Below are 11955 nucleotides of genomic sequence, written 5' to 3' on the forward strand. Positions count from 1 at the left end.
CGCTACCCGCTACGATCGATGCCCGACCGTCTTCTTTTCCGCTATCGCGCTCGCCGCCACCGTCATCTTCTGGCTCTGATCAATGAGTCGTGACCCTAACCGAGCAGATGGATACGACCACGCCGCATGGCGAGTTGCTGTTCTCCTTGTTCGGTGCGCTGGCACAATATGAGCGGGCGCTGACGCGCGAACGGGTGATGGCAGGACTGGCCGCGGCCAAACGCCGGGGACGTCAAGGTGGCCGCCCGCCGATGATCGACGCGGAAACACTCGAACGGATCACCGTCGCACTGGACGGGGGAGCCAGCAAAGCGTCCGTCTGCCGGACCTTCAAGGTACCGCGCTCTACCCTGCTTGGCACGCTAGCGCGGATCGGTTGGGCCGCACCCGCGAAGGCCTAAGTTCTGCGACAGCTAGGACAACGTTCAGCTTTTCGCTGGTCAGTCGTCGCACAACTCCGTCGCAAAGCGATGTAGTTTCAAAACAAATTTGCGACAGCCTACCTAGTCGGTCGACGTCGTCGGAGTACGGCGCAAGCAGGATCGGCTCCTACCGGATATGCTCCATCTTGAGACCTTTAACTTTTACCTTCTTCCACTCGCGATCAGCAGTAAGGGCGGGAACGCCAAGTAGGATCGCAAGAGCTAGACAGGAGCGATCGCCAAGACCGCGCCCAAACTCCTTTGTCTGAGCGTGCAGCTCAGCAGCCGCATACGCTGCCTCCGCATCGTGAGGGCGTACATCGAGACGAAGCTCGTCTAGGATCTCACGAACAGTGGCTGCGCCCAAACCACCAAGCAGCAGTTCTTTGATAACTTCCTGCAGGTTGACGGCAGAGATCGCTGCTCGCCCGACGTGAGGTGTGACCTTGTCGGCGCCTGGTTCATCCCGGACCAGCGCCAGCACTGCAGATGCATCCATCACAACAGTCGTCATGCCGAATTGCCGTGCCGGTCCGAATACGAGGACCCGCCTGCCTCGGTGACGGCCTCGGCCTTGCGATCGGATAGGAAGTCGTCGATTGTTCGAGCCTGCTTGGCATGCTCCCGATAAAGCGCCTGAGCGCGAGAGACCCCATGACCGATCGGTGACAGACGAACCTGGTCGTCCTCAACAGTCAAGATGACCTTCGCATCTCCATGAAGCCCCATTGCCTTGCGAACTGAAGCCGGCAGAATCATTCGACCGTTACTGGCTACTTTAACGTCTATAGACTGGGTAGCCATCGGGACGCTCCTCCTCAACGCGTTGAATGATGATTATGCCATCTTAATGAATGTGACACAATGTGAGTTTTGACATTTCGCCTGAATTAGCATGGCCTCTATGTCAGTCCGGGTATACCCTGAGTGGGCATGGGCTTTGGTACACAAAACCCGTTCAAACAGGGTCGGTAGCAGAGAAATCGGACACCTCATTATGAGGGTCTAGAGTCTGCCTGAACACATTAGGGGTGCGCGTCTGACATTGCGGCGTCAGCCTCTGCCTGTCGACGGCGATCACGAGCAATCTTGGCGAGCAGCGTTCGACTGCACCCAGTCGCATCCATTATATCGCGCCAGCTTCGGCCATCGCGAAGAAGGCTCGAGATCGCAGCGTTGCGGGTCTTGTTCTCGGGACGCCCCTTATAAAGGCCCGCTGCCTTGGCTTTTGCGGTGCCTTCGGCTTGTCGACGACGGCGATCCTCATAGTCCTTACGGGCAACCGCGGCGAGTACGTCCAACATCATGGCGTTGACCGCTGCGAACATTCGGCCGGTGAACTCATCCGTCGGTGCCGTCAGGATCCACGACGTTGGCAGGTCGAGTGCAACAATCCGGACCTGCTTGGCGTCGATTAGATTCCGCAGTTTGATCCAGTCTGGGGAGGTGAGGCGGGAAAGCCGATCAACCTGCTCGACCAAGAGCACGTCTCCCGGCTCGCAATCCGAAAGCAGGCGGAACAGCTCTGGCCGGTGAAGCTTGGCTCCACTTTCGTTTTCGACATAGCGGGCCGCAATCCGAAGCCCGTGCTCGGTCGCAAACACGTCGAGGGCGCTCTTGGCGCGCGACGCATCCTGTTCGGAGGTAGAAGCGCGAAGATAGGCTCGGATAAACATCCCGTAGTCTGCTATATGTGGTACTTATTAGTCTAGTCCTTTTTACGCCGTCAGGACGGGATTAAAGTACCAGCTATTGAGAGGTCTGCGAAAGGCATGCCTAAGAACGACCAGACGGTTCGCCAGACTTGTATCAGGTGCGGGGCAGGGGCTTTCCCGAACGCGAGGCAGTCCTAGTGCCAACCGTCCGTTTCAGCGAAAGGAACTACCGTCGTCGAAAGCACGAAGTTAGCGACGCTGATCGAGGCAGAAGTAGGCTGCGGCTAGCGGATGTGCTCGAGCTTCAGGCTCTTGACCTTCACCTTCTTCCACTCGCGATCTGCAGTGAGAGCAGGGACGCCGAGCTGGAGCGCCAGTGCAAGGCAGGATCGGTCACCAAGACCACGGCCAAATTGGCGCGTTTGTTCGTGCAAAGCGGCAGCGGCGTAGGCTGCGTCGACATTATGGGCACGAACATCTAGCCGTAGTTCGTCGAGCAGTTCGCGGATGAGGGGTTCGTCAAGGCCGCTGACAAGCAGCTCTTTGATAACCTCCTGAAGATTGACTGCCGATATAGCTGCACGTCCGATGTGGGTAGCGACCTTATTGGCGCCGGGTTCGTCTCGAACCAACGCGAGCACGGCAGATGCATCGAGAACTGCGGACGTCATTGTGCGCCTCGCTCATCTCCACCCGATGCAACCTCACCGTGCTCAATGGCGGCTTCGACCCTCCGGTCGTCCAAGAAGTCTTCGGTCGTGCGCCCATGTTTGGCATGCTCGCGATACAGCGCTTGTGCCCGCGATACGCCATGGCCGATTGGCGACAGGCGGACCTGATCGTCCTCGACCGTTAGGATGATCTTGGCATCACCGTGCAACCCCATAGCCTTTCGAACTGATGCCGGAAGCACCATGCGACCATTGCTCGCCACTTTGATATCTATGGTCTGTGTAGCCACTGCCATTTCCTCGCCGATCGATCACAGGTCGAACTATGGCATGTGAAGAGAAATGGCACAATGGGCCTAAGCGGTAAAGGCTGTGAACGGACGCGATCGAGCTTCTGTCAACTTATGGAGATTGTCGGCCGGGAGCTTCAACGATGATGCTGTATCATGCCCATGGCACATCGATGACACCTATCGGGTCTTCGCGGCCGGCCTCACAAACGATCGATTTTGAAGCGCCGCCATGTGAGAAGGTCTAGCAGGGGTCACCGGCGTATCAAAACACATTCTCGATTGCTGGTGCTCGTGCTAAGTACACGAGATGAGTTTTGAGAACGCTTAATGCTGATTGGCTATGCACGGGTCTCGACACCCGAACAGGATTTGACGCCCCAGCTCGACGCCTTGCGCGAGGCGGGCTGCGATCGGACGTTCAGCGACAAGGCCAGCGGTGCCAAGGCAAACCGGATCGGCTTGGCTGACGCCTTGTCGCACGCCCGAGCGGGGGATGTACTAATCGTTTGGAAGCTCGATCGTCTGGGCCGAACGATGAAGGGACTCGTGGACCTAGCCGCTGAATTGGCCGAGCGCAGCATCGGCTTCCGGTCGCTCACCGATGGGATCGACACCGCCGGTACGGCCGGCAAGCTCGTTTTCCATATCATGGCGGCGATGGCGGAAATGGAGCGGGACCTGAACCGTGAGCGTACAACAGCCGCGCTGATGGTGGCACGTCGCGAGGGAAGGGTGGGCGGCCGCAAGACGGTGATGACACCCAAGCGGCTCGAGGCGGCGCGCAAGCTTTTGGCGTCGGGCATGCCGATGCGCGAAATAGCGCCGGCGATCGGTGTCTCCGTTCCTACGCTGTATCGGCATCTTCCTGCCCCGGAGCAGGTGCTCATCAGCGCAAACGTCACGGGCGACTGATGCACCCTCGCTTCGTCGCTGAGGTTCCAAGCTTCGCACTCACACGCGGCGCTCGGGAACGTTTGCCGCGCGTAACAGATCGAAGATTTCCTCGATCTTTCGGTTCCGGTCCCTGCTTGTGCGGGTCATCAGAAGTCGTTCCCGTGCCCGCGATGCGGCGACGAAGAACACGGAGTGACCCTCATCGGTGTTCCTGTCGAAGCTCCACCACTGGTCGTCATTCAGCCCAAGCAGCACCACAAGGTCATATTCGAGGCCCTTGCTCTTGGTGATGGTCAAGAGGGGAACCTGCCCGATGCCACGAAATCGATCGATCGCATCGGACCACGACGTTGTGGCCTCGGCGCATTCGATCAAGAAGTCCGCGCTCGCCTTCCTGATGCTTTCGAAAAAGTCGCCGGTGGCATATTGAGGCGCCAGGCTCCGCAGCCGGTCCAGCCCGACACACTCTTCGATCGCTCCAATACGTGCGCGTACCTCGTCGGGCTCCGGCTTGACACGAGGATCGATCCGGTTCTCGGTATGGAACTTATCAACTCGGGTGGCCAAGGCGCGCTCAGCGGTCTCGTCGTCGTCGATCTCTATCCCCTCGGCTGCGGCGAAATGGTCCATCGCCGCACTCCAGAGCGTGCCACCATATTTGCGCGAGCAGAACTCCAGGAGATCAAGCAGGAAGCGAGAATACGCTTCGGTCATCAGCTCCTGTATCGTGGCGCCGCCGACGTCCCGATCCTCGTTGCGAAGGGTGACGCTCTCGCGGTCAAAGGCGTCGCGCAGGCGCTCCTCCCACTCGGGTGCGCGTTGACGCACGAGCAACCCGATCACTCGTGGATCGGTCCCGTCGGCGATCGCCTCGGCCACGAGCTTCGCCACGGCCTCGGCCTCAGCGTTTTCGTGGTCGGCGACGAGCACCGAACAGATTTCCTCGTCGGGAAGGTCGGGTGCCTTGCGCACCGCCACGAAGTCCGGTTCCTCCGGCGCCAGGCGAGCTTTGAGGATGTTCAGGATCGCGACGATTCGCTCGTTGCTTCGATAGTTTTTGGTGAGACTGAGCCGCCCGTGAGCGGACGCGACGCTAAGGAAGTCCTGCTCAAAAGCCTCGAACACGTCCTGACGGGCGCCCGCCCAGCCCATGATACGCTGCTTTGTGTCGCCAACGGCGGTCAAGACCGTCTCGGAACCCTCAAACATCGCCGCCACCAAGGCATATTGAACCGATGTGGTATCCTGGAACTCGTCGAGAAAGACATGGCTGTAGGTCGCGCGCAGCGCGGTGCGGATCATGGGATTGGCCGTGATCGCAGCCGCTGCAAGGATGCCGATCTGTGGGAACGTCAGCGAAGGCGGGCTTGCGATCAGGCCCTCGCGCAGTGCCACGAGTTGGAGAAAAGCTGCCGTTGATGAGGCTGTAAGCGGCTCGAGACAAAGCGCCTGCACGCCCCGGCTATACTCGTCGAAGCCAACCGCATGGACGGCGTGCTCCTGAGGCTGCCCCCCCAACATCTGGGCTGCCCAGCCGACAGACCCGGAGGCAGTCTTCAAGGCGTCGACGACCGACAACTGAAACTGTCCGTAGCCCTGCCGCGGCGGCTGCGCGCGGCCGATCTTGTACATACCGGAGAGCGCCAGGTGGTTGGGAAGCGCGCGCCAGAAGCGGTCGAGAAGCTGTTTGGCGAACGCGTCGAAGGTATAGGAATCGAGCTGGCGGGCGAGCGCCCGGCCGCAGCGCTTCTCGACCCGTTCCCGCAGGTTGCTGGCGGCATCGCGCTTGAAGCTGATTGCCAGGATGCGCCGCGGGTAGGCACAACGCCCCGTCTGGAGCAGGAAAGCGGCACGCTGGCCGAGAAGCTCAGTCTTGCCGGTCCCAGGCCCCGCAACCACCAGCGTGCTTCCCGTGGCCGTCACGGCACCGAGTGCCGCCGGCTCAAGCGCTGCAACTTCGATCGGCTTCCAATCATCGGGCTTGATCATGCGATCGGTGCTTCAAGAGAGGCTTTCACATGCGCGACGAGGCGCGCAAGGACCTTTGGGATCTCCGGCTGAATATCGGCATCTTCATCGGCTTCGAGGGTCGCCAACGCGAACAGATGCGCGGCGGGCTTGCCGCGGCTCCCAAGGAACAGATATTTGTACCACGAGAAGAGCGGCCAGTTCTTGTCGGCTTCATAAGGTGCAACGCCAAAGCCGTCGGCTCCGACCACCTCCTTAGCCGCCTTGGCGATCACGTCCGCGTCATCGGCGCCACGAGGCCCGGTCGCACGATCCGGCAACGTCTTATAGGCGTCCGGAAAAGCCTCAACCATCAGCATGTCGAGGTCGAGTGGCGCGGAGAAGAAAACGCCGAACTGCTCGAGCCAAGCCATCCAATCCTGGAGGAATTTATCTGTCGCACTCCCCTCACCCCAGGCCGGGGGACGCTTGAGCTCAATGGCGGCATCGAGCCATTTCTGCTGCTCCGCACTGCGCGGGTGTCCGCCAGACGTGAGCGCCTTTGCAACCGAGCTGAACTGCACATAATCACCACTGCTTCGCCCCAGATCGAGGTCGAGGAGGGTGGAGTGGGGGATGCCAAGCTGTTCGACCAAACGCCAGAAATGCTGGATATGACGGCCACCGACGGGCACGATCGCGACGAATGAGCGATCCATGGGCACGCCAATCTTCTCGGCGAGCCAGGGCAGCACGATCTCCTCGGACGCACCTTCGCCGAAAATAGCGTGGCGCGCGAAGTAGATTTCTGGGTGCGCTCGTACCGCCTCGCGGACGAACTTCGCCGCTTCGGTACCATCCTCCGGAAGAGCAAGGGCGCAGACCGTTGACAGGCCGGTCTTTGTTTCCCGGCGAATATGCCGGATCGCCTTGGGTTCAATCCGTCCCACGATCGAGGGCGCATGACTGGTGAGCACGCCTTGCACACGGGCAGTCTTCGTCAGCACGCTCAGCTGCATCAACAGGCGCGCCAGGAAAAACGGCGCCAGATGGTTCTCTGGCTCCTCGAAGGCGAACACCGTCAGCGCGGGAGCGCGAGCAAAAGCCGCTTCGAATGGCGGCGTTTTGGCATCGCGGACCTCCGCCTCGAGCTCAAGCTTGAGGTCCAGCAGCGCCTTTACCAAGGCAAAGTGGAAGAGTGATCGCTGGCCATCGCTGAGATCCTCGACCGTCATGGTCCGGCCTTGCGACGACGGGCTGAGTTGAATTGTGGCAGATCGCACGATCTGCTGGAGATCAGGCGCGAGCACCGCCAATTTGGCAGTCGTGCCGGTTTCCGCCGTATTGAGTTCGCTCCAGCAAGCGTTGATAGCAGCGTTCACCCGCGCTAGCGCGCCTTCCGCGTCGAGCTTCTCGGCGGCCTTGGCGACGAGTTCGGCGATCTCGTCCTTGTTCTGCCAAACCACAGCGTTCATGAGGCTGCGCCCTAGGCTCTTCACTGTAAGCTGGGTGAGCGCGGTCACATCGCGCGATGCCGGTATGTAGCGCACAACGATGTGGCTGCGTTCGCTCGCCGAAACCTTGCGCTTCACCAAGGCGCTACCTTCGCCGGTCGGAACATCGTCAGGCGTCAGGATCCAGAAGAGCTTCTCCTCGATCACACCGTCGAGCGTCCCGCCGAGCTCCCACGTGGCTTCGAGACGCAGCCGCGCAAACGGCGCCGCACCGGGGCTGGTCACAATCATATGGCGGAAGGCTGAGGGTACCGTGCGCTCGGCGTCTGCGTCGCCCCCGTCTAGCTCTGGAAACGCAATCTCGACTTCCAGGAACAGCTCACGTTTGGCAACGCTTTCAAGTCGCTCGCCAGGCTCGACGAAAAAGTCAGCCGGCTGGATCTTGCGCTCGTCTCGGGTCTCGCCGAAGAGACGCAACAGTGCTTGAAGCATGGCGCTCTTGCCCGCGCCATTTCGGCCGATGAAGACAGTCGTATCGACCGCCATGTCGACGATTACAGGGTGAGGTCCATCAATGACCTCATGATTGTAGTTTGAACTGGCAAACCCCCGAAATTTCCACAGCTTGAGCGTTTTTAGATGCACATCGCCCCCGTTTTCATTCCTGCCCCCGAAGCCGCAATCGCGGCTTCGGCGATGACTAGCACTAAGGCCTGCTTTGGGCGACGATCTTAGGCGCTGGAGCAGAAAGCGGTGCCAGGGCCGCCGCTCGGAAATGCCGATCGATCGCGGTCGATGTCAGAACTACCAAGGGTCATCGCAGGAACGCTTCGCCAGCGTATGCTAAGCGCCGGCGAACGTCTCACAATCGATGGTGATTTGGGACAGGGCGATCGTTCCCGGATGGCAGGAAGTGGGGACTTTCCTGCCAGTCAGCTTCAGGATCGGAACGGTTGAATGCCGCCGGGCCGCGATTGCTGAAGCCGTAATGCATGTTCTGCGCGACGGCGTTGATGATGCCGTCCGCCTTCGCGGTGCGGATCAGCTCGCGATAGAAAGGTTTCGCACCCCAGAAGCGACGTGGGCCGACCTTGTCAGACGGCTTCAAATAGATGCGCAGCATTCCAACCTCGCGGTGCTGGACGGTGAAACGATCAGGCATAACGGGCCTTTCGATAGGAAGCAGGATCAGACGCGCGAGCGTCGGCGGGAAGCACGGTGCGTGCGGGCATCACGCAGGGTCGCACCGGGTGTGAGGTGCGCAGCAGGCACCTTGGGGACTGCGACGCGCTGCGACAGATAAATGCCGTTATGACCCGAGCAAAGGTAGGCGACGAAGCATGCGACCGCGATCGGCACAGCATAGGCCGCCCCGAACAATTCGATCCCCATGAACGTGCAGGCAAGCGGCGTGTTGGCAGCACCCGCGAACAGCGCAACGAAGCCGATCGCCGCGAAGACCCCCGTCGGCACTCCGAACATGGGCGCGAGCGCATTGCCGAGCGCCGCGCCAATGAAGAACAGCGGCGTCACCTCTCCGCCCTTGAAGCCAGCGCTCAGGGTCACGACGGTAAAGAGCAGCTTCAGCGCCCAGCTCCATGGATGGGTGTCGGGACCAAAGAAGCTGGCGATGGTCAGGCCGTCCGATGTCGCGGCGAGCGTGCCAAGGCCGAGATAGTCGCGCGTTCCGAACAGCCAGACCAGTGCGATCACGGCCACGCCACCGATGACGGGTCGTAGTGGGCCATAAGGCACCATGCGCTTCAGCCATCCGCCAAACGCATGATTGGCCTCCGCAAAAGCTAGTCCGACCAACCCGAATACGACGCCCGCGACGCCAGCCTTGATGACGATTAGAGCGTCGACCGGCACTGTCGCATCGACCTGGTAGATACCGTGGTGAATGACCCAGGCAAGACAGGTCCAGTCGCCGACCAGTGCCGCGACCAGGCACGGCACCAGCGCGCGATACTCGACCCGGCCAATCGCCAGCACCTCCAGCGCGAAGACCGCTCCCGCAATCGGCGTCCCGAACACTGCGCCGAACCCTGCCGCGATCCCGGTCATCAGCAGGATGCGCGTTGCTTGCGTATCCAGCTTGAGGGCGCGCCCGAACCCGCCGGAAAGACTGCCGCCCAATTGCACGGCGGTGCCTTCGCGCCCCGCCGATCCACCAAACAGATGTGTCACGACCGTGCCGAAGAAAATGAGCGGGGCCATGCGCAGCGGCACGCCGCCCCCCGGTTCGTGGATCTGCTCGACGATAAGATTGTTGCCACCTTCGACCGAGCGCCCTGTCAGATGGTAGAGCAGTCCGACCATGAACCCGCCGATCGGTAGCAGGTAGAGCAGCCCGGGAAAGGCAAAGCGAAGCCGGGTCACGGCATCGAGGCTCCACAGGAAGGCCGCGCAGAGCGTTCCCACCGTTGCGGCCATCGGGACCAGGATCAAAGCCCACCGCAGCACCGACATGGCATGGGTGCGGCGATCGCGAATGAACGCTGCCATGTTGAACTGGTCGTAGAGATTGCGAAATGTCGCGCGCATGATTCCTCCTTGCTGCCTTGCGGCGCCTGGTAGGAATCATCGGCCCTTGCGAGGGCGGTTCGGCCGAATGGCCCGGCGGAAATCCATCGCCGTGCCCGAGCATATGCTGTCCGACGGCGACCTGGTCAACCAACGGCAGGGTCACGACGAGACCATTGTTTTGCTGAGGATCAATAATCGGCTCACCCATGGAATAAACCCCGACGGGCGTCGTCTACGCTTTCGAGACTGATGCGCCGGAGGCTTATGCGTAGACGAAATTGGATGCTGGGTCTGACTGCTTCGGCCATGCTCACCGGCGCAGTCGCGGCCGCCCCCGCCGATGGCTACGCCAGCATGGTATCTGCCGCGATGGACCGGATGATGGCGGGCATGATGGTCAAGCCGTCCGGCGACGTCGACCGCGATTTCGTCGCGATGATGCTTCCGCATCACCAGGGCGCCATTGATATGGCGGTGGCAGAGCTGCGCTACGGCCATAACGAGCAGCTCAAGCGCATCGCGCAGGAGATCATCATCGATCAGCAGCAGGAGATCGCCGCCATGAAGCTGGCGATCGGTCAGCCGCTACCCCCTTCGACGCCAGCCCCGACGCAGGGCGGCGACCACCACAGCCATATGGAGCACTGACATGATCCGGACCTTCCTGCGCTCGGCCGCCTTGCTGATGAGCGCCGCACCGGGCATTGCCATGGCTCAGCAGGCGCCGTGGAACGCCAAGGACGTGCCTGTCAGCCACCGCGACCGCGTCTATGCATCCGAACAATTCTCCAACACGGTGTCGGTAACGGACCCGGCCGACAACAGGTTGCTCGGCGTCATCAAGCTCGGCGATCCGCAGCCGATGAATTTTTCCCCGCTCTACAAGGGGCAGGTGCTGGTTCACGGCCTCGGCTTCTCGCCGGACGGGAAAACACTGGCGGTCGTGTCGATCGGATCCAACGCCGTGTCGTGGATCGACACCGCCACCAACACCGTCAAGCACACGACCTATGTCGGGCGCAGTCCGCATGAGGCGTTCTTCACGCCGGACGGCAAGGAGGTGTGGGTTACGGTACGCGGCGAGGATTACATCGCCGTGCTCGACCCCACGACGTACAAGGAGACCGGTCGCATCAAGACGCCCGGTGGTCCGGGCATGACGATCTTCTCTCCCGATGGCCGATACGGCTATGTCTGTTCCTCATTCAATCCGGTGCTGGCCGTGTTCGATGTCTCGACCCACGCGCAGGTCGGACAGGTGGCGCAGCCGAGTCCGTTCTGTCCCAACATCGCCGCGACGCCGGACGGCAAGCAGGTGTGGTTCACGCTGAAGGACATCGGCAAGACGGTCGCATTCGATGCCAGGCCGCCTTTCGCGATCCTCAAGGTGCTGGATACCGGACCGATCACCAATCACGTCAACTTCGCCCGCACGGTCAGGGGACAGTTCGCCTATGTCACGGTGGGCGGGGAAAACGCGGTGAAGGTGTTCCGCACGTCTGACTTCGCGCTTGTCGCCACCATCCCGGTCGGCAAGATGCCGCACGGCGTCTGGCCATCGGGCGACGGCCGGCGCATCTATGTCGGGCTGGAGAATGCCGATGAACTTGCCGCGATCGACACCGCCGGCAACAAGGTCGTTGCCACCGTGCCGGTCGGACAGGCACCGCAGGCGATCGCCTATGTGCCGAACGCTGTTCCGACAGGCCCCGGCACCGACAATCTCCAACCGCTCGGTACGGCAGGCAAGGCGGTGCATCTGAACATGGGGCCGGTTGGCGGCAATGGTGCGGCAAGCAGCATTACCCTCTTCGACCAGGGCATCATTCAGGTCGTGCAGAGTGCCGTTACCGGTCTGCAGCCCAAGAAGCCTTACATGCTCGTGCTCACCGCCAACGCGGACGGCAGCGGTGCGGTAGAGCCGCTTGCGAACTTCATGAGCAATCCGGCAGGTGCGGCGATCGTCAACGCATCGGGTCCGATCCGGCAGATCGTTCAGGGCAGTGCAGCGGCCCCCCGGCGCTTTCTGGCGGTCGCCGAGGTGGTGAATGGCGCACCGGGCCGCATCGTGCAGGTGCAGCGCGACTGAG

Annotated in this window: 12 protein-coding genes, 1 pseudogene and 1 riboswitch; of the genes and pseudogenes, 4 read left to right on the plus strand and 9 right to left on the minus strand. The window is 61.4% G+C overall.

What is annotated here, in order from left to right:
* Positions 1–92: 92 nt before the first annotated feature.
* Positions 93–401 (plus strand): annotated as a pseudogene (locus ASE72_RS18325) (recombinase family protein); the annotation flags it as partial.
* 148 nt (positions 402–549) lie between these two features.
* Here the strand turns inward: ASE72_RS18325 and ASE72_RS18330 are convergent.
* The 5 genes from ASE72_RS18330 to ASE72_RS19880 form a co-directional block, all read right to left on the minus strand.
* Positions 550–936, minus strand: coding sequence for a type II toxin-antitoxin system VapC family toxin (locus ASE72_RS18330; RefSeq protein ID WP_056025170.1), 387 nt, complete (start codon positions 934–936; stop codon positions 550–552).
* Positions 933–1226, minus strand: coding sequence for an AbrB/MazE/SpoVT family DNA-binding domain-containing protein (locus tag ASE72_RS18335; protein ID WP_056025173.1), 294 nt, complete (start codon positions 1224–1226; stop codon positions 933–935). Before ASE72_RS18335 ends, ASE72_RS18330 begins: the two co-directional genes overlap by 4 nt.
* A gap of 221 nt (positions 1227–1447) precedes the next feature.
* Positions 1448–2098, minus strand: a complete 651-nt coding sequence (locus ASE72_RS18340; protein ID WP_056025175.1) for a recombinase family protein — start codon at positions 2096–2098, stop codon at positions 1448–1450.
* Between the two features lie 263 nt (positions 2099–2361).
* Positions 2362–2748: a type II toxin-antitoxin system VapC family toxin gene (locus ASE72_RS18345; protein ID WP_056025177.1), complete on the minus strand. Its 387-nt coding sequence runs from the start codon at positions 2746–2748 to the stop codon at positions 2362–2364.
* Positions 2745–3044, minus strand: coding sequence for an AbrB/MazE/SpoVT family DNA-binding domain-containing protein (locus ASE72_RS19880; RefSeq protein ID WP_443024790.1), 300 nt, complete (start codon positions 3042–3044; stop codon positions 2745–2747). The genes ASE72_RS18345 and ASE72_RS19880 overlap by 4 nt, the downstream gene beginning before the upstream one ends.
* Before the next feature lie 324 nt (positions 3045–3368).
* Between ASE72_RS19880 and ASE72_RS18355 the strand changes: the two genes are divergently transcribed.
* Entirely contained in the window at positions 3369–3953 is a 585-nt protein-coding gene (locus ASE72_RS18355) for a recombinase family protein (RefSeq protein WP_056025183.1), read from the plus strand.
* A 39-nt stretch (positions 3954–3992) separates the two neighbouring features.
* Here ASE72_RS18355 and ASE72_RS18360 read toward each other — a convergent pair whose 3' ends face one another.
* From ASE72_RS18360 to ASE72_RS18375, 4 genes are all read right to left on the minus strand, one after another.
* A complete protein-coding gene (locus ASE72_RS18360) occupies positions 3993–5924 on the minus strand; it encodes a UvrD-helicase domain-containing protein (protein ID WP_056025186.1) in 1932 nt (643 codons plus the stop codon).
* A complete protein-coding gene (locus ASE72_RS18365) occupies positions 5921–7981 on the minus strand; it encodes an ATP-dependent nuclease (protein WP_156350672.1) in 2061 nt (686 codons plus the stop codon). The genes ASE72_RS18360 and ASE72_RS18365 overlap by 4 nt, the downstream gene beginning before the upstream one ends.
* A gap of 217 nt (positions 7982–8198) precedes the next feature.
* Positions 8199–8498, minus strand: a complete 300-nt coding sequence (locus tag ASE72_RS20955) for a DUF190 domain-containing protein (RefSeq protein WP_235532453.1) — start codon at positions 8496–8498, stop codon at positions 8199–8201.
* Between the two features lie 26 nt (positions 8499–8524).
* Positions 8525–9883 (minus strand): voltage-gated chloride channel family protein, encoded by a 1359-nt coding sequence (locus ASE72_RS18375; protein WP_056025191.1) that lies wholly within the window; start codon positions 9881–9883, stop codon positions 8525–8527.
* Between the two features lie 23 nt (positions 9884–9906).
* Positions 9907–9983: riboswitch (Fluoride riboswitch) on the minus strand.
* A gap of 164 nt (positions 9984–10147) precedes the next feature.
* On the opposite strand from ASE72_RS18375, the gene ASE72_RS18380 reads away from it, so the two are divergent.
* A complete protein-coding gene (locus ASE72_RS18380; protein ID WP_229668351.1) occupies positions 10148–10513 on the plus strand; it encodes a DUF305 domain-containing protein in 366 nt (121 codons plus the stop codon).
* A 1-nt stretch (position 10514) separates the two neighbouring features.
* A complete protein-coding gene (locus ASE72_RS18385; protein ID WP_056025194.1) occupies positions 10515–11954 on the plus strand; it encodes a YncE family protein in 1440 nt (479 codons plus the stop codon).
* Position 11955: the final 1 nt, after the last annotated feature.

It is taken from the genome of Sphingomonas sp. Leaf20 (genome assembly GCF_001421535.1).
In the GTDB taxonomy this organism is placed as follows: Bacteria; Pseudomonadota; Alphaproteobacteria; order Sphingomonadales; family Sphingomonadaceae; genus Sphingomonas.

What these genes read in the sequence shown, in the direction of transcription:
- ASE72_RS18375 (WP_056025191.1), bottom strand. Translation starts at nt 9,883, where the DNA reads ATGCGCGCGACATTTCGCAATCTCTACGACCAGTTCAACATGGCAGCG.
- ASE72_RS18340 (WP_056025175.1), bottom strand. Translation starts at nt 2,098, where the DNA reads ATGTTTATCCGAGCCTATCTTCGCGCTTCTACCTCCGAACAGGATGCG.
- ASE72_RS18335 (WP_056025173.1), bottom strand. Translation starts at nt 1,226, where the DNA reads ATGGCTACCCAGTCTATAGACGTTAAAGTAGCCAGTAACGGTCGAATG.
- ASE72_RS18330 (WP_056025170.1), bottom strand. Translation starts at nt 936, where the DNA reads ATGACGACTGTTGTGATGGATGCATCTGCAGTGCTGGCGCTGGTCCGG.
- ASE72_RS20955 (WP_235532453.1), bottom strand. Translation starts at nt 8,498, where the DNA reads ATGCCTGATCGTTTCACCGTCCAGCACCGCGAGGTTGGAATGCTGCGC.
- ASE72_RS18385 (WP_056025194.1), top strand. Translation starts at nt 10,515, where the DNA reads ATGATCCGGACCTTCCTGCGCTCGGCCGCCTTGCTGATGAGCGCCGCA.
- ASE72_RS18360 (WP_056025186.1), bottom strand. Translation starts at nt 5,924, where the DNA reads ATGATCAAGCCCGATGATTGGAAGCCGATCGAAGTTGCAGCGCTTGAG.
- ASE72_RS19880 (WP_443024790.1), bottom strand. Translation starts at nt 3,044, where the DNA reads ATGGCAGTGGCTACACAGACCATAGATATCAAAGTGGCGAGCAATGGT.
- ASE72_RS18355 (WP_056025183.1), top strand. Translation starts at nt 3,369, where the DNA reads ATGCTGATTGGCTATGCACGGGTCTCGACACCCGAACAGGATTTGACG.
- ASE72_RS18380 (WP_229668351.1), top strand. Translation starts at nt 10,148, where the DNA reads ATGCTGGGTCTGACTGCTTCGGCCATGCTCACCGGCGCAGTCGCGGCC.
- ASE72_RS18345 (WP_056025177.1), bottom strand. Translation starts at nt 2,748, where the DNA reads ATGACGTCCGCAGTTCTCGATGCATCTGCCGTGCTCGCGTTGGTTCGA.